The organism is Endozoicomonas sp. Mp262 (assembly GCF_025643335.1).
GTDB lineage: Bacteria > Pseudomonadota > Gammaproteobacteria > Pseudomonadales > Endozoicomonadaceae > Endonucleibacter.
In genome coordinates, this window is record NZ_CP092489.1 from 639,161 (window position 1) to 655,040 (window position 15,880).

Sequence of the window (15,880 nt, forward strand, 5' to 3'; positions counted from 1 at the left end):
ATCCACCATTTATGAGTTTGCCTTTTTTCTGGGAATACCCAGTCGCTGTCGGCGTTCCCACAGGGTTTTGCGACTAATGCCAAGTTTTTGAGCCAATTCGGTTTCAGTCATCTGATCCTGATGTTCAAGCACAAACCGCTGAAAATAATCTTCCAGAGTCAAGCCATCCTGAAGTTCATTAGCGTCGGATTTAAACAGTATCTGACGAACCCGGGTTTCAATATCCAGGTTTTCCGGGGTGACAATATTATCATCAGACAAAATAACAGCCCGTTCTATGGCATGCTCAAGTTCCCGCACGTTCCCCGGCCACGGGTGCTGGCTGATTGCAACCATTGCTTCAGGAGAAAACGCATATAATGGTTTATCCATTTTCTCACAGGTTCTTTGCAACAGTTTTTCTGCCAGCAATAGAATGTCTGAACCACGCTCCCTTAAAGGTGGAATACGGAGTTCAACCACTTTTAACCGATAGTACAGGTCTTCCCTGAATTTAGTCTCACTGGATAATTGATGGAGATTTCTGTGGGTTGCCGCAATAAGCCTGACATCCACTTTCTGGGATTGAATCGATCCCACACGACGGATTTCGCCTTCCTGCAACACTCTTAATAAACGTGCCTGGGCTTCCAGGGGAAGCTCCCCGATCTCATCAAGAAATAATGTTCCACCATTAGCCGCTTCAATCAACCCTGTCCTTGCCGCTGTAGCACCTGTAAATGAACCCTTCTCATGACCAAATAGCTCAGACTCAATCAATGTTTCAGGGATAGCGGCACAGTTTACTGAAATCATTGTCCCTGAACGGCGCTGGCTGTTTTCATGGATAGCCCTGGCTACCAGCTCCTTGCCAGTGCCTGATTCTCCCTGTATAAGAACCGTGGCATCTGTGGGTGCTACTTTCCCAATGCGATTAAATAACTGTCGCATGGCAGGATGTCGGCCAATAATACCGCAGAACCCTTCCTCTCCATCATCACACGGCTTTTCCTGATCAGCCCCCTCTGACGAGGCTAAAGCGGCACCAAGCTCTTTCTCCCTGCAGGCAACAATTTCCCCAACACGCTGAAGCATTTCTTCATGGTCAAAGGGCTTGGCAATATAATCCACCGCTCCCAGCTTCATGGCACTTACCGCCGAATTCAAACTGGCATAGCTGGTCATTATTAAAACCGGCACACCTGTAGCCCTGGAAATTAATTCTGTACCGGACTCCCCCGGAAGCCTCAGATCACTGATGATTAATGAAAACTCGCCAAAATTATTGTTTTGCTCTGCCTCCTGCACAGAGCCCGCTTCACTGACGCTGTAATCACTTCTCTCCAGCAATCGGCGCAGCGAAGCACGAATAATATCCTCATCTTCAACAATAAGAATACGAGCCTGACTCATACAGATTCCCCCTTAAACTCAAAGCCCCGCTTAAGCTCGGCCTTCACAGGCTCATACCTCGGCAGGGATATAATAAAGCAGGAACCACTGAGGCTTTCCTGATGGGTCGGACTTACCACACGAATTGAGCCACAGTGTTCTTCGATAATATTCCAGACCACAGCAAGCCCTAAGCCAGTGCCTTTACCTGCTTCCTTAGTTGTAAAGAACGGATCAAATAATTTTTCCTGTATCTCTTTGGGAATTCCATATCCTCTGTCTTCTACCATGATAGTAACATCATGATGTGTCTGAAGAGACTTAATTGTAATTAAACCATAATCCTCAGAAGCATCGGCGGCATTACTTAACAGATTAATAAATACCTGTTGCAGCTTTTGACCATTACCTAAAACCACATGATTTCGGCTACATTCATTTCGAAAAATAATGCGATCATTTTTCCTGTTGAGTTTTAGCAGGCCAATCGCTTTATGGACACAGGTGTATAACTCAACCTGTTTCTGCTGGGCTGACTCTTGCAGGCTGGGCCCCTGGTGAGCGTAACTCACCAGCATTTGCACGATATCACTGACCCGCTTGGTCTGGTCAAGTATTTGTTTGGCGGCCTGCTTCACATCACTGTCAGAAGAAAGCACCTTTAACTCCTGGGCAAGACAATCAATGCCTGTAATAGGATTTCCTATCTCGTGGGCGACACCTGCCGCAAGCTGGCCAATGGACGCCAGTCTTTCGCTATGTGCCAATTGCTCTTCAAGCATCTGGTGATCTGTCATATCTTCCAATAACATCACCTGACTGCCAGCCGCGCCTGACACCGGAGCTTCAATGGTGGCTTTATGCAGATTAAAACAGCGGGTTTCCCCCCCATATTCCAGGCAGTATTTTTTTAAATAATGGATATCACTGACCAGAAACTCATTCATTAGTGTGCGCCATGGCTCCGGCAGCCGGGTAAGGGGTAAGCCCAGAACATCAGCTGATTTCACCCCGGTCATTTCAGCCATGGCGTGATTCCAGAGCAGCACATCTTCATTACCCACAGCACAAACCCCAAGGGGAATACTGTTCAATGTATCCCGGTGATAGCGCCTGAGGCTATCAAACTCCGCCGCAAGACCTGTCAGCTTGGATTGATAGGCTTCAAGCCGGGTTTCCAAAAAGTGCAAATCCCGGGTGACATAACCTTTCGTACGATCCAGGGGTAAAAAAGTACTGACGATCTCATGGGCCACTGTTGGGCCCATAAGACCTGACAGGTTGGTTTCTATCCCGGATATTTCATAAAGCAGCAGAAACACCACCCCAGACCACTCAATTTTGACTTTGCTGTGGGGCTGCTGCTTTATTTTCTGTGACAAAAGCTCTTCAGGCTCCGACTCGGCTCCAATCTGAATAATTATCAGTCAATTTGGCTTTTTCAGGACAAATGAATACCCCAAACTACTCTCGTCTGGTCACCATTTGATTAGATTGGGCGTTATTAAGAGTACTATCCGGGCCGAGGCAGCGGCATTAGATAAAAGACCTCCGTTACATGCTGTAAAAGCTTCTTGAACGGGCAGCAGCGGGGTAGGTGTAGTTTGATTCGGTCTTTGTACTCAACCACTTTGACCGCTACTTTGCAGAGCTTTGTTATCACCGTTGATGGCTGGGCTTTCTCCAGCTCTGTTCCTTTCAGAGCCTTGATTCTTAACTCGTAGTGCAAGACGTAAGCCGCACAGGCATAAAATAGCCTCAGGTGATTTGCCAGAAAGCGTTGATCCGACAACCTGTCACCGGACAGGTCGCTTTTCAGGTGCTTAATGAAATTCTCATCCTGCCCCCTTGGGCAGTACAAATCTTCATAAATCACCTCAGAGGAAGCCTCTTTGATCGATGTGACAATAAAGCGGGGATTGTCGCCTTTCTGGTTAACCTCGGCCTTATAGATTATCCGGGTATCCAGCCCCTTCCAGCTTTTAGCCTGATAGTCGGCCTCTCCGTACAGCCTGAGTCGCTCAGGCTCTGGCATATCGTTCAACTTTGCCAGCGCCGTTTTGGTCTTGAGAGCCTGACGAGCCTCACCCAGCAGCTCTTTGGCTTTGGGGCGTAAGGCTGTTTTATGACCAGCACCCTTGCCCAGCACATAATCAGAATGCTTGTTAGCCTGAACAATATGCATTAATTCAGGTTGGGCAAAATGACTGTCACCACGTACCAGCAAATGGGTTTTCGGCCACCGTTTACGGATGAGCGTGATGATGCGCTTGAGAATAGCAGCGTTTTCCTTGCCTGTCGGGGTCTTGCCCGGACGCAGGATAGCCGTGATCAGCTTGCCACTGAGCCCTTCAAAAACCAGTAAAGGCAGGTAACAATAATCCTGATATTTTGCGTTAAACAGATTCATTTGCTGACCACCATGAGTAATGGCGGGCGTGTGATCAAGATCAATCACAATAGCCATGGGCGGCACGTCGTAACTGGCGATAAAATGGTGAACAAACGCCTCGGCCATCCGATAAATATCCTTGCGCCGCATGGACTGCCCCAGTCGTGTGTAGGTGGGGGAAGACGCCATATGGTTATCCTCATCCAAAGGATTTTTTCCGACAGCCAGCTTGAGCATTGGGTCTTTGCGCAGGCGGTTGCTGTCGTTAGCATCCTCATAACCACAAGCCATTTGCAAGATTCGCTGAACCAGAAGGTCTTGCAGGGAGTGGTCAATGTAGGCTGGGTGGCGCTTGTCATCAATGCTCTGGCTCAGCCTGGAAATAAGTCCGCTATGCAGCAGGGTTTCCCGTAACAAAAGCGCACCAAAATCTGAAGATAACGCCCCGCCATTGAAGTCGGCACGGACAGTTTTGCCATTTGAGGGGTGAAAACGAAGCTGTTCTTGTGTAGATTGAGTCATGGCAAGTTCCGGTTTGCTTTTTCCGAAGCATTTTTTTGGTCGACCCAATCATATCAAGTGGTTGGGCGGAACTTGCCTTTATTTATGAAATATCCGGGCTATTTTATCTCTCAGTCTGGCCAGGGCATGAGGACGTCTTTCATCGGCCCTCATTTTCAGCTCAGACAATGCCTTTTCCACTTCTTTCCGGGCTGCCTGGGAACCGAGAGGGGTACAAAGTACTTCCTGAAACTCTATGGCTGAAGCCGCTTTGGGAACACTGTGATTGTTGATGGGCACACTCTGGACCAGACAGGAACCCGCAGCACGCTGCTCCACCTCGCGCATTCTGGTGGTGCTGGAAATAATAAAAAAGACCAGGGTATTCACCAGCAAAGAACTGGTTGCAGCAAAGTACCAATTATCAGAAATAAAAGAGCTGGAATGAAAAAGAGGCAGAAAATCCTGAAAATGCTCACCACTGCCCAATGCCAATGGCAGCATCAGCGTTACAAACCAGACCAGAGTTCCGGCCAATAGCCCTGTGATAAACCCCTTGCTGTTTGCCCTTTTCCAATACAGGGTACAAAGTGCGCCAGGCAACAACTGCAATGCCCCCACATAAGCGACAATACTCAGACTATGAAGATCCTGACCGCTATCCAGCAGACGATAGAATCCATAGGATGCCATGATAAGTGCAGCAATTAACAAACGCTTTAACCAAGTCAATCGACGATAAATACTAACCGGCATCCGGGTAAGTCCGGCAGGGTGATACCATGGCAGGATCACATGGTTTAACAACATAGAGGACAGAGCCAGAGTAGTCACAATAATCAAACCACTGGCCGCGGATAACCCTCCCAGATAAACACTCATGGTTAGCAGGGGAATATCCAGAACCTGCCCAATAGCCAACGGGAAATACTCCGGGGGCATATCTACACCCAATGCTAACCCGCCCCAGAGAATAAGCGGTGCAGAAAGACTCAATAACAGCAAAAACAGCGGCAGTCCCCAACTGGCAACATGCAGGGCAGAGCTGTCCCGGTTTTCAGTGAAGGTCATATGAAACATATGCGGCATAACAATGGCAGAGGCAAAAAACATTAGCAGAGTGGTTCGCCAGGGACCATCTTCCAATGCCGTACTCATATTAACAATATTGCTGCTATTGATATTCAGCCACTGTTCCAGCCCATCAGAGCCACCAAAAACCTGAAACAGAATAACTCCCCCAAGCACGAGCATCACCACAAGCTTTAACAGCGAGGCAATGGCAACCGCAAAGACCAGCCCCTGATGATGATCACGGCTGGTGATAGGGCGGGTACCAAACAGCATGGCAAACAGCGTTACCAGAACACAAAAACCAATAGCCAGGGTTTCGGGAGACGACTGCTGGCTAATAAGGTGAATGCTGTCAGAAACGGCCTGTATTTGCAGGGCCAGCAGTGGCATTACCGTAAATAGTAATAACAATGTACTCAGTGTCCCCGCCGCAGGACTACGAAAGCGAAAGGCAAACAGGTCAGCCAGTGAACCCAGCTGATAGTTCTGAATAATTTTCAAGATGGGACTTAACAGAATCGGGGCTAATAGAAAGGCACCGCTTAAACCAAAATAAAACGCCAGAAAAAAATAACCGGTATCATGGGCCACACCAATACTGCCATAGTAGGCCCAGCTACTGGCATAAACACCAAGGGACAGCACATAAACCGCAGGATGCCGGACAATTTTCTGGGCAATAATCCCCTTCTCGGTGAGAGATGCACACAAAAATAAAAAGAAAAGATAAATCGTACTGAAGAAAACCAGTGACTGCAGATCAAAACTCATCCGGTTTCCTCCTGGGCTGTAGTACAAACGCAGCAAACACCAGGATAAGCCATAGCACCCAGGGCTGATACCATCGATCACCAAAGTGAATCCACCAGCTCATGATGGCAGGGGAAAAAAGGTAGATACCTATAATGAGTAGCAGTACAAGACGGTAGATATACATGCGACGCCAGTACTTTAGTTTTTTATTGGGTCTCCATAGTAATGTGAACCGCTACAAACCGCAAAACACACTGAGTTTCACGACAATCTACATAAACAGGGGGCATTCTATCCTCTATCCACCAGTATCTTCAGCATACCCTCTATATTTATCATCCGGGTTTCTATACTCTCCATCCGGGTCTCCATATTCTCCATCCGGGTCTCCATATTCTCCATCCGGGTCTCCATACTCTCCATCCGGGTCTCCATACTCTCCATCCGGGTCTCCATACTCTCCATCCGGGTCTCCATACTCTCCATCCGGGTCTCCATATTCTCCATTCGGGTTTCCAGACCTGTTACCCGATCTTTTAACCCGCTAACCTCTCCCTTCACCTCTTTCATACCCCTTTCCAAAACAATCAGCCGGTCATTTATCTCTGCCGTTTGTCGGGTAAGCTGATATACGCCCTGGTGCGTCTCTGACACTTTCAACTCAATAATATTCAGCTTGGCATTCTCTTTAGCTGCCTCATGGGCTCTTGTCTTATTGGCACCTAATTCCACTAAACAGTCGTACAAGGCTTCATTTAACATCGTCATCTCCCGGTTATTTGCCAGTCGTCCGGTTAAGATAGCTGACACCCTGAAAATCTGCCAAATAAAGAGGGTTCACTATCAATTATCTTGTCTCAGACAGATTTATAGTCCACCAGAAAGGCAACCTATTGTTAATACGCCACCCTGTCATCAGCCAGTAATGCTGCATATGAGAAACGAAGTCAGAATGCTATCAATTATCGTAAGCAATGAGCGCAAGATTGACCATCATCTTACAGGCAGAAATTTATAGTTACATGATAGGATATATTGAAGAAATAATACGTTCCCATTATCCGGAGGGTTGAGGTTTGGGTCGCAGAGTTGTAAATGAAGGGGTCAGGTAGACTTGTCAGGACGGACAAATAATATTTATATAGAAAAGCTATAGACCCGGCATGTACAATCAATCACATTAAAGGATTTATGTAGATTTTAGCGACAGATGAACAAAAATGATCGAGTAGTTTTCTTTTATGACCTGACCTTATCGGCGAAGGTGTACAAAACAAGAAATCCAGAACTGAAAGAATGGAAGCCCAGATGTCCTGTGGACTTAGGGGAGTTGGCTGATTACTGGAAGAAGCTAAAGGAGCAAGATAAGGCTTGGAAGGAAGAGGATAAAAAGAGAAAGCAGATATATATCGCCGATATAGATATATCAGACGATAATGTTATTTTATTGCTAAACCATACAGATACTACCGCACCAACACGAGTTGTCCGTGACATTCCATCTAATAAAAGAACGAAAGAGGAGCGAACTCCTACATCTGGCCCTGACTTCTCTTGTCATATTGTCATATCCAAAAAGCCTAATGATGATGGAACATACAGGATGTTGCATGAGGGAGGGAGTATATCATCAGGCCGAACTATTAGGTTCTTAAACACCTTAAATATTAAGGCATCTCAAGAATTCCCTGAGGGTTTCCAAGCTCCGCACCCTTCCGGTCATGTTGATAAAGACGGAAACCCTGTTTCTGTTAAGGTAGCTCCTGAGATCAAACATCAAGGACTTATGGATGATGAGTTTGCCAGCGATCTTGCTAGAGGGTCTTTTTCGAATATTGAACTAATACAAGATCTAGGACAGCCGGGTTGTCTTGATGAAGATGTGCCAAACATATTTAAAGCTCGGATCATAAAGGTTGAAGTCAAAAAGGAGGGGATAGAGTACATCACCAAAGTTGGTCGCATAGGGCGCGATAGAAATTTCAAGAAAATGAAGATTCAGTTCAAGGTGGATGGTGTATCTCGTTCTGCCCAGATTGATACCGAAACCATGAATCTAATAGATGACACAAGGTATGTGAAGAAAAACAAGATAAGCCTTGAAGTAAGGTTGGCGACCTCGTACGAGTCGATATACCAGCCAATAAAAGAGCAGATGTTGTCTCTAAGGCATGAGTAAATATGAAAAAATCTACAACTATAATCTATCAATTAACCAGACCGTTTGCCTATCTACAAATCAAGCATGAGGATAAGTGGCTCTATGACTGGGCTATACCGTGTATATTCACGTGTTTAAGCCTTGCTTTTTTGTTTTTTCTTTCTGGATTAGAGCAGGTTGTGGGCGATAATGGGCTGCTTTCGTCAATATTAGGATTTACCGGTAATCTTCCAGGTTTCTTTATTGCTGCGTTAGCTGCTATAGCAACATTTAACCGAAAAGATATAGATCAGCTTGTCTCTGGGAAAAAAGCTGAAGTCAAGATACTAAACAGCAACCAGTTCATCAATATCCAGCTAACTAGACGCAGGCTTTTATGTTTATTATTCGCCTTTCTGACAACTGAAAGTCTGTTGATAAACTTATATGGGCATTTCGGCCTTGCTGTAACACTAAATAGCGAACCACAACTAACAACCATAGCTATAGGTGATCAGTCCATAAACATGAATCTTGGAGCTGTAGCTTCTTGGGGATACGTTACATTTTTCATGTTTATGCTTTGGCAAATGATTACGTCAACCATGTTTGGACTTTATTATCTTGGTGATAAACTGCATCAAATCAGCTAAATATATGCATGTATACAGCCCCCTTTTACAGAACCTAACTCATTACTCAGGCTGTTTGAGTAAAGAGAGTCACTTAACTTTCTGAAAATGACATTTTCAAGGAGTTCTTCAATCTGATATCGTTGCTGCCCTTGAGCCAGCTACTTGTACTGTCTGACCTGAGTACTCACTCCTGACATCCATTTTTTAGCGTGGAAGTTACAAAGTGTACCGGCAGCTGGCTCAATAGTATATTCAGAAAAGCAGACTGATATTAAAAACCCAGCGGCTTATAAGTGGCCCAAAGCACCATATTTCCCGGGCAGTCACTGCCCAGTACCGCCTGCATCACATCCTTGGCCTTGATAATTCCTCTTCTTTTCAGCCACAGGTCATCCAGCAGGCCTTCTTCCAGAATCCAGCTGGGGACGGTGTTAAGGTTCCGGTCATAATAGGCCACGGGGAAGGTTAAATCTTCAGGTAGCAGGTTTTTCTTCACCCTCAGTGCCGCATGGCACTGACCAACCAGCTTTTCTGCCATTTGCTTTCTTTTACTGATATAGCCCAGGGATTCCCGGCGATAACGATCCTCATAAGGCCCCATCAATTCTTTGTAACGGTGTTCAAGACAGGTCTGGTAAGCCCGTTCGTTCCTTTCCGTTTCAAACCCCATCACCTCACAGGCTTCCGCCACCCTTTCCCGATTTTCCTGACTCAGGGCCAGATACCAGGGGGCATAAGGCCCCAGAATAACCTGAGCCTCCTGACTGGCAACATAAAGCAGATTTTCTTCGGAAGTAAAACAAATCGCCGAGTCATCAGCCAATAATGTGCCGCCCGGTTTGAGATCGGCGGTGGCATTAAGATGCCGCTCCCGCTCGGTGCGAGCCTGCCGGCAGAATGCTGAGTCCCTGGCGGTTTGTACCGTTTCCGGAACCGGCTCAATAATATCAACGGCATCAAAAGGATTGGTTAACGGATCTGAAGGTGTGAGATCCATTGGGTTTGCGGACAGGCGGGTAATGGATACCGCCAGTATTAAGCAGAAAAAACGCCTATTCGTTCTCGACATATTCGCTCCTTGAACACGTCAAAACTTGAGGTTACCTTAATTTATACCATCCTCGTATATGCTATAAAAGCATTGGCATAGGAATCTCTGGCACTTTGGGTACTTTATTAATATCCCACTGTTCAACGCCCCACAGCAGAATCTCATCCACAGAACTCGCCAGCAAATCATTGTCCGGCTGTAAGCCAAGGGCTTTCATGGCTTTTACCAGTAATGGCCGGGGATAATCCAACGGCAACGCTTTCGCCCGGTTTTGTTTGCTGAGTTTTTCACCACCAGCCACCTGGGTAATCACAGGGATATGTGCATAAACCGGATGCCGGTACTCTAGCAAAGACTGTAAATAAAGCTGTCTTGGCGTTGAGTCCAGCAGGTCATAGCCGCGGACAATATGGGTCACGCCCTGATACTGATCATCCACACATACGGCCAGCTGGTAGGCATAGAGAAGGTCTTTGCGCCGAAGAATAAAATCACCCAGGTCGGCCAGCCGAACAGACTGATCACCCTGTATCTTATCCCTGAACGAGATCTTGCTATCAGTGCATTTCAGCCGTAAGGCAAATGGCTCGTTATCAGGGTAAGATGTTTTTTGTCGACAAAATCCGGGATAAACCCCATTCAGTCCTGCCAGTTTTTTTCGGGTACAGTTACAGGGGTAAAGCAAGCCACCTTCCCATAGTTGCTCAAGAACCCTTTGATAAGCCTCCTCCCGCTTACTTTGGTAGAGCACCTCGCCATCCCAGTGCATACCATAGGCATCCAGTGCCATGAGGATAGTTTCTGTTGCGCCGGGTTGCTCTCTCGGGGGATCAATATCTTCCACCCTCACCAGCCAGAGTCCATGACTGGCTTTGGCATCAAGATAACTGGCAAGTGCCGCCACCAGCGAACCAAAATGCAGGGGGCCTGAAGGGGAAGGGGCAAAGCGACCGATGTACGGTTTTTCTTTCGCTATGGGCATTGTATCTATAAAAATACAGTTTTCATCATGGCAATAAAGCCGAAACTATAGCGTTCAAGCCAACAGCTACTGGCAAGGGAGATTAATATCCCGGCAGCAATCCAATAAGCTGAAACAGCCGTATGCATTCCCGGCGGAACGCCGGGAACGAGGTGTAAAAGGGTTTGTCAGAACCAGCAAGCGCTGTATCCGAGCTGGCAGAGCCACCCCATTCACAGGCAGTAGCTCTGCATTCACAACACTCAGGAACCCAGCTGCCTTTCTTTTATTTCAGCCAGGGTTTTACAGTCAATACACAGGGTTGCTGTTGGGCGGGCTTCCAGGCGACGAATGCCTATCTCCACACCACAGCTGTCACAAAAGCCATAATCGCCTTCTTCGATACGCCCCAGAGTGTCATTGATCTTTTTAATCAACTTCCGCTCCCGGTCACGGGTACGAAGCTCAAGGCTAAACTCTTCTTCCTGACTGGCACGGTCTGCCGGATCAGGAAAATTCGCTGCCTCGTCCTGCATATGGTTTACGGTCCGGTCCACTTCCTCCATTAACTCCCGCTTCCAGCTATGCAGGATATTGGTGAAATGTTCCATCTGCTGGTCGCTCATGTACTCTTCACCCTCTGACTCCTGGTAGGGGGTAAAGGATTTGAGCAGATTATTCTGGTCTGCTTTATTCTGTGCTGACATGATTACAGCCTCATCACCTTCTCGTAAATGAGCCATGAAGATCCACGGCATCTCCATTCGTCTGCCGAAGTACCGGCGTTTTAACTTGAGGCCAACACTACGGGTGCCTGGTGACGAACAAAATAGCCTGGCACATGCCTCTTGCCTTCCTCATAGAGGCGCAAAAACTACCAAAACCGATGACAAGACGCCACAAAAATCGCTATTCGCTTCGACATCTTGTCAATATGACGCTCTTCCATGACATTTGCAGCCTGTTTTTAAACAGCCAGCAAACTAACATCATAAAATTTCGCGATAGAATATCAAACCTTTAATTTATAAAATTTGACTATGCAATATCAACATGAGCTTTATGAGGCGCGTTTGCTCAAACGCTACAAGCGGTTTATGGCGGATGTTGAGCTCCCGGATGGGAGCCAGATAACCCTCCACTGCCCTAATACCGGCTCCATGAAAAACTGTATTTTTCCCGGAGGAAAGGTGTGGTACTCCGATTCGGACAACCCCAAGAGGAAGCATCCCTGCACCTGGGAGCAAGCGGAAATTCCTGTCAGCTTTAACGGCCAGCAGAAAACCGCACTGGCTGGACTCAATACCCATCGAGCCAATGCATTGGTAGAAGAGCTACTGGTTAAGAGCCTGGTTCCCGAGCTTTCCGGATACAAGAACATTTCCCGGGAAGTTCGCTATGGCCAGGAAAACAGCCGCATTGATTTACTGTTACAGGGTGACGACCTTGCCGACTGTTATGTTGAAGTGAAGAGTGTCACCCTGGCAACCGGTGATGGCCTGGGCATTTTTCCTGATGCGGTAACCGCCAGAGGTGTAAAACACCTGCGGGAGCTGATGCATATTAAAGAACAGGGAAAAAGAGCGGTGCTTTTTTTCTGTGTCCAGCATACCGGTATTGAAAAGGTAGCCCCGGCCGATGACATTGACCCTCTCTACGGAAAAACCCTGAGAGAAGCCGCGCAAGCCGGTGTGGAAATTATGGCATGGGGAGCAGAGGTATCTCCTGCGGCCATCACATTGACCACTCCACTGCCTGTAATCATGTAGTACTGCTACTGGTTGATGGTTAATGGAGGCAGTATCCGCCAATACGCTCCATTAACCCTTAACCATCCCCCCAAGCCACTAAATAAGCGTCTATCTTTACTGGGAGCTCACATCGGGGCTCATGACAAAACAGACCAGCAAATGATTAAAACCGGTCAGACTCGGCCAGTACAAGGTACGGATCATGCTACGAACAGCAGTCATAGGTACGGGCTACCTAGGATCATTTCATGCCCATAAATATGCCCAGATAGCCGGTTGCCAGCTCGTTGGGGTTGCAGACACCAATCATGAAAACGGGAGCAAAATTGCCCGGCGATTCAATACCCAATACTACCCTAACCATAAAGCGCTTTTGGGTAAGGTGGATGCCGTCAGTGTGGCCGTTCCCACTGCCTACCATCACGAAATAACACGGGACTTCCTGAAAGCCGGTGTCCATGTTTTAGTGGAGAAACCCGTTACCAACCGTGTGGCAGAGGCCAGGGAGCTGGTCAAGATTGCCCGGGATAAAAAGCTCGTGCTACAAGTGGGGTTTCTTGAACGGTTTAATGCGGCCCTGGGCAATATTGCCCCTCTCCTTAAGCAGCCAAAATTTATTGAGTCTCACCGGTTAGCTGGCTTCAAGCCCAGATCCATGGATATTAATGTTGTGATGGACCTAATGATTCATGATCTGGATATTATCCTGAGCCTGCTTGACGCCCCTCTGGTAAATATCGCTGCAAACGGTACTAAGGTTTTATCTGATAGCATTGATATCGCACAGGCAAGGCTGACCTTCCAATGTGGCTGTGTTGCCAATATTACTGCCAGCAGGATAAGCCATAAAAGCAAGCGAAAAATCCGTATCTTTCAGGAAGATTCCTGTATCTATGTGGATTTTAAGGATCTGAAAACCAGTTACTTTTTTAAAGGTTCCGGTGAACAGTTCCCTGGCATTCCAACCATTGAGTGTCACGAAAAAAGCTACGTGGATGATGACCAGTTAAAAAAAGAAATTGAAGATTTTCTCTTGTGTATCTGTCACTCCCGAAGCCCTAAAGCCAGTGGGGAAGATGGTCAGAAAGCCCTGGATGTTGCCTGCCAGATTTCCGATATGATTCACAGGAGCAGCCAATGACACGCCCTATTCCCATGGTTGATATGACCCGCTGGCATACTGAAATCCAGAAAGAGCTTGAAAGTACCGCCTTAAAGGTTTTACGCTCAGGTCGTTTTATCCTGGGGTCGGAGTTGGAAGCCTTTGAGCATGAGGCAGCACGCTATCTTGGATCAGAATTTGCCATAGGATGCGCCAGTGGCACTGATGCCTTGATTCTGGCCCTTAAAGCGGCAGGCATTCAACCCGGTGATGAAGTGATTACCACCCCCTTTACCTTTTTTGCCACAGCGGAAGCCATTGTCCAGGTGGGCGCAAACCCCGTATTTATTGATATTGACTCTAAAAGCTATAACCTTGACCCTCAACAAATAACGTCAGCAATCACTCCAAAAACCCGCGCAGTGCTTATTGTTCACCTATTCGGTTGTCCGGCCAAAATAGATGCCATTGTTTCCATATGCAAGACTCATAACCTGATTCTTCTGGAGGACTGTGCCCAGTCCTTCGGAGCAGCCTTCGCTAACCAAAAAACAGGCACATTCGGCCTGGCGGGCTGCTACAGTTTTTTTCCCAGTAAAAATCTTGGAGGGTTTGGCGATGGCGGGCTTGTGGTAACAGACTGCCCGAAAGTGGCAGAACGACTTCTGGAACTGCGTAACCATGGTAGCCTGCGCCAATATCATCATAAAACGATAGGCTATAACAGTCGTCTGGATGAATTACAGGCGGCATTATTAAGAGTTAAGCTCAGGTATATTGATGCCTACAATAAGAGCAGAAGACAGGTTGCAAAGTGGTATGGTGAATACCTGAATAACACCCGGCTTTGCCTTCCCGAAGAACCCGCAGATAACTGCCACCACGTATTTAACCAGTACACAGTACTTGCAGAGAATCGGGACACCCTAAAAAAACATCTGGAAACACAAGGCATTGCCAGTTCTGTTTTTTATCCTGTTCCCCTTTACCACCAGCCCTCCTTATCACACTGTCAGTCTGTGATTAACTGGGATGACAGGACTCCCGAAACTGAAAAGGTGTCCAGGAAATGTCTGTCCTTGCCCATCTACCCATACATTCCCCAGGAACATATAGCCTATATAGCCTCAGTTCTTGAAAGCAGCCGTTGATCATAAGTAATAGCCATTGTCCTTTCTAACAAAAAAGGACAATGGCTATTACCTTCCCTTAGCTCCCGGATTAACCCAGATATAGTCGTACCAGGACTTCATCTCTTCATCCCCGGGAGAGGATAGGCTGTCATCCAGTGATGAATACATAAGAACTGATTTTACTGAAGAACTGGGTTTCCTTACTTTGATATAGCGATTAACCCCCAGATCCAGGCGAGCATGAAATGCACGGGTTACCAACAAGGATTTTTTACCTTCAGATAATAACCGGTCAGCCATGGTATAGTCCTTAAACTGATGGGCAAGCACCAGGTAGTCAGTGGACAAACTTCCGGGTCTATGGGAGCATTCAAGGGTTTGAGTCAGCTCTCTTAAACTTTCCCGGGTAAGCGAACCCTCGACTTTTACTGCAAACTTTTTACGCTCCTCTTTATTTTTTAAGGATTGCAGTTGCTCTGGTGGTAATGCAGTACCCGTTATAGAAATACCTTCCCTGTCAGCCCACTGGAACAGTGGTTTATATTTTTCAAACGCCGCAGCATCATATTTCTCCCGGAACACCCCTTCAGCTGCTTTTTTTCCATCATGGCTGTAGCTTGCGGATAGCTCATCCAGTGCTAGCAACTCAACCTTCCCCCTTTTTTTCATACTGTCCATTAATAGGGTTAACTGATGACCGAGAGAAGGTGCATTCTGGAGATCCCCAATAATAATAAAATCTGCACTGCCAAGACTTTCAGAGAACTCTTCCTCTGTTATCCAGTCTTGTCTGAAACTGTCCCAAATACCTGAGCGAGCTATACCCTTTGGCTGAAATTTTTCACAGCCTGTCACTAGCAATGAAACCACCAGCAAGCCAAAGAGCCTGGAAAAGGCACGTTTAATCATATTGATACAACCCAAGAAGCTTATTTATCCGGCCCTTCATTTCTGACATCTTTATAATAGAGCAAGTGCTTTTAAGGACAGGGCAATACGGAACATCAAATTCCAAA

Annotated in this window: 15 protein-coding genes; 5 read left to right on the plus strand and 10 right to left on the minus strand. The window is 46.8% G+C overall.

What is annotated here, in order from left to right:
- Positions 1 to 9 precede the first annotated feature (9 nt).
- The 6 genes from MJ595_RS02775 to MJ595_RS02800 form a co-directional block, all read right to left on the minus strand.
- Positions 10 to 1,392, minus strand: a complete 1,383-nt coding sequence (locus MJ595_RS02775; protein ID WP_263081008.1) for a sigma-54 dependent transcriptional regulator — start codon at positions 1,390 to 1,392, stop codon at positions 10 to 12.
- A complete protein-coding gene (locus tag MJ595_RS02780) occupies positions 1,389 to 2,753 on the minus strand; it encodes an ATP-binding protein (RefSeq protein WP_263081010.1) in 1,365 nt (454 codons plus the stop codon). The genes MJ595_RS02775 and MJ595_RS02780 overlap by 4 nt, the downstream gene beginning before the upstream one ends.
- A gap of 131 nt (positions 2,754 to 2,884) precedes the next feature.
- Positions 2,885 to 4,285 carry an IS1380 family transposase gene (locus MJ595_RS02785; RefSeq protein WP_263078773.1) on the minus strand — a complete coding sequence of 467 codons (1,401 nt, stop codon included), beginning with the start codon at positions 4,283 to 4,285 and terminating at the stop codon, positions 2,885 to 2,887.
- Positions 4,286 to 4,363: 78 nt separating this feature from the next.
- Complete coding sequence (locus MJ595_RS02790) at positions 4,364 to 6,109, minus strand: hypothetical protein (RefSeq protein WP_263081012.1); 1,746 nt, start codon at positions 6,107 to 6,109, stop codon at positions 4,364 to 4,366.
- A complete protein-coding gene (locus MJ595_RS02795; RefSeq protein WP_263081013.1) occupies positions 6,099 to 6,275 on the minus strand; it encodes a hypothetical protein in 177 nt (58 codons plus the stop codon). Before MJ595_RS02795 ends, MJ595_RS02790 begins: the two co-directional genes overlap by 11 nt.
- Before the next feature lie 107 nt (positions 6,276 to 6,382).
- Entirely contained in the window at positions 6,383 to 6,853 is a 471-nt protein-coding gene (locus tag MJ595_RS02800) for a hypothetical protein (protein ID WP_263081014.1), read from the minus strand.
- Positions 6,854 to 7,301: 448 nt separating this feature from the next.
- On the opposite strand from MJ595_RS02800, the gene MJ595_RS02805 reads away from it, so the two are divergent.
- Together MJ595_RS02805 and MJ595_RS02810 are read left to right on the plus strand one after the other, a co-directional pair.
- Positions 7,302 to 8,270, plus strand: a complete 969-nt coding sequence (locus MJ595_RS02805; protein WP_263081015.1) for a hypothetical protein — start codon at positions 7,302 to 7,304, stop codon at positions 8,268 to 8,270.
- A gap of 2 nt (positions 8,271 to 8,272) precedes the next feature.
- Positions 8,273 to 8,884, plus strand: a complete 612-nt coding sequence (locus tag MJ595_RS02810) for a hypothetical protein (protein ID WP_263081016.1) — start codon at positions 8,273 to 8,275, stop codon at positions 8,882 to 8,884.
- Positions 8,885 to 9,137: 253 nt separating this feature from the next.
- Here MJ595_RS02810 and MJ595_RS02815 read toward each other — a convergent pair whose 3' ends face one another.
- From MJ595_RS02815 to dksA, 3 genes are all read right to left on the minus strand, one after another.
- The gene (locus MJ595_RS02815; RefSeq protein ID WP_263081017.1) at positions 9,138 to 9,935 is read right to left on the minus strand and encodes a hypothetical protein; all 798 of its coding nucleotides are present in this window, start codon (positions 9,933 to 9,935) and stop codon (positions 9,138 to 9,140) included.
- A gap of 61 nt (positions 9,936 to 9,996) precedes the next feature.
- Entirely contained in the window at positions 9,997 to 10,899 is a 903-nt protein-coding gene (gene gluQRS, locus MJ595_RS02820; protein ID WP_263081019.1) for a tRNA glutamyl-Q(34) synthetase GluQRS, read from the minus strand.
- A gap of 242 nt (positions 10,900 to 11,141) precedes the next feature.
- Entirely contained in the window at positions 11,142 to 11,585 is a 444-nt protein-coding gene (dksA, locus tag MJ595_RS02825) for an RNA polymerase-binding protein DksA (protein WP_263322445.1), read from the minus strand.
- Positions 11,586 to 11,918: 333 nt separating this feature from the next.
- Between dksA and sfsA the strand changes: the two genes are divergently transcribed.
- The 3 genes from sfsA to MJ595_RS02840 all read left to right on the plus strand — a co-directional run bounded on the left by sfsA (position 11,919) and on the right by MJ595_RS02840 (position 14,882).
- Entirely contained in the window at positions 11,919 to 12,647 is a 729-nt protein-coding gene (sfsA, locus tag MJ595_RS02830) for a DNA/RNA nuclease SfsA (protein ID WP_263081021.1), read from the plus strand.
- Between the two features lie 184 nt (positions 12,648 to 12,831).
- On the plus strand, positions 12,832 to 13,770 hold the full coding sequence (locus tag MJ595_RS02835; protein WP_263081022.1) for a Gfo/Idh/MocA family oxidoreductase: 939 nt from the start codon (positions 12,832 to 12,834) through the stop codon (positions 13,768 to 13,770).
- The gene (locus tag MJ595_RS02840) at positions 13,767 to 14,882 is read left to right on the plus strand and encodes a DegT/DnrJ/EryC1/StrS family aminotransferase (protein WP_263081023.1); all 1,116 of its coding nucleotides are present in this window, start codon (positions 13,767 to 13,769) and stop codon (positions 14,880 to 14,882) included. Before MJ595_RS02835 ends, MJ595_RS02840 begins: the two co-directional genes overlap by 4 nt.
- 48 nt (positions 14,883 to 14,930) lie before the next feature.
- Here the strand turns inward: MJ595_RS02840 and MJ595_RS02845 are convergent, their stop codons facing one another.
- Complete coding sequence (locus MJ595_RS02845; protein WP_263081024.1) at positions 14,931 to 15,773, minus strand: ChaN family lipoprotein; 843 nt, start codon at positions 15,771 to 15,773, stop codon at positions 14,931 to 14,933.
- Positions 15,774 to 15,880 lie beyond the last annotated feature (107 nt).

Bases quoted from the DNA above. Each gene is read 5' to 3' on its own strand.
- MJ595_RS02775 (WP_263081008.1), bottom strand. From the start codon at position 1,392: ATGAGTCAGGCTCGTATTCTTATTGTTGAAGATGAGGATATTATTCGT.
- MJ595_RS02785 (WP_263078773.1), bottom strand. From the start codon at position 4,285: ATGACTCAATCTACACAAGAACAGCTTCGTTTTCACCCCTCAAATGGC.
- MJ595_RS02790 (WP_263081012.1), bottom strand. From the start codon at position 6,109: ATGAGTTTTGATCTGCAGTCACTGGTTTTCTTCAGTACGATTTATCTT.
- MJ595_RS02795 (WP_263081013.1), bottom strand. From the start codon at position 6,275: ATGTATATCTACCGTCTTGTACTGCTACTCATTATAGGTATCTACCTT.
- MJ595_RS02800 (WP_263081014.1), bottom strand. From the start codon at position 6,853: ATGTTAAATGAAGCCTTGTACGACTGTTTAGTGGAATTAGGTGCCAAT.
- MJ595_RS02805 (WP_263081015.1), top strand. From the start codon at position 7,302: ATGAACAAAAATGATCGAGTAGTTTTCTTTTATGACCTGACCTTATCG.
- MJ595_RS02810 (WP_263081016.1), top strand. From the start codon at position 8,273: ATGAAAAAATCTACAACTATAATCTATCAATTAACCAGACCGTTTGCC.
- MJ595_RS02815 (WP_263081017.1), bottom strand. From the start codon at position 9,935: ATGTCGAGAACGAATAGGCGTTTTTTCTGCTTAATACTGGCGGTATCC.
- gluQRS (WP_263081019.1), bottom strand. From the start codon at position 10,899: ATGCCCATAGCGAAAGAAAAACCGTACATCGGTCGCTTTGCCCCTTCC.
- dksA (WP_263322445.1), bottom strand. From the start codon at position 11,585: ATGTCAGCACAGAATAAAGCAGACCAGAATAATCTGCTCAAATCCTTT.
- sfsA (WP_263081021.1), top strand. From the start codon at position 11,919: ATGCAATATCAACATGAGCTTTATGAGGCGCGTTTGCTCAAACGCTAC.
- MJ595_RS02835 (WP_263081022.1), top strand. From the start codon at position 12,832: ATGCTACGAACAGCAGTCATAGGTACGGGCTACCTAGGATCATTTCAT.
- MJ595_RS02840 (WP_263081023.1), top strand. From the start codon at position 13,767: ATGACACGCCCTATTCCCATGGTTGATATGACCCGCTGGCATACTGAA.
- MJ595_RS02845 (WP_263081024.1), bottom strand. From the start codon at position 15,773: ATGATTAAACGTGCCTTTTCCAGGCTCTTTGGCTTGCTGGTGGTTTCA.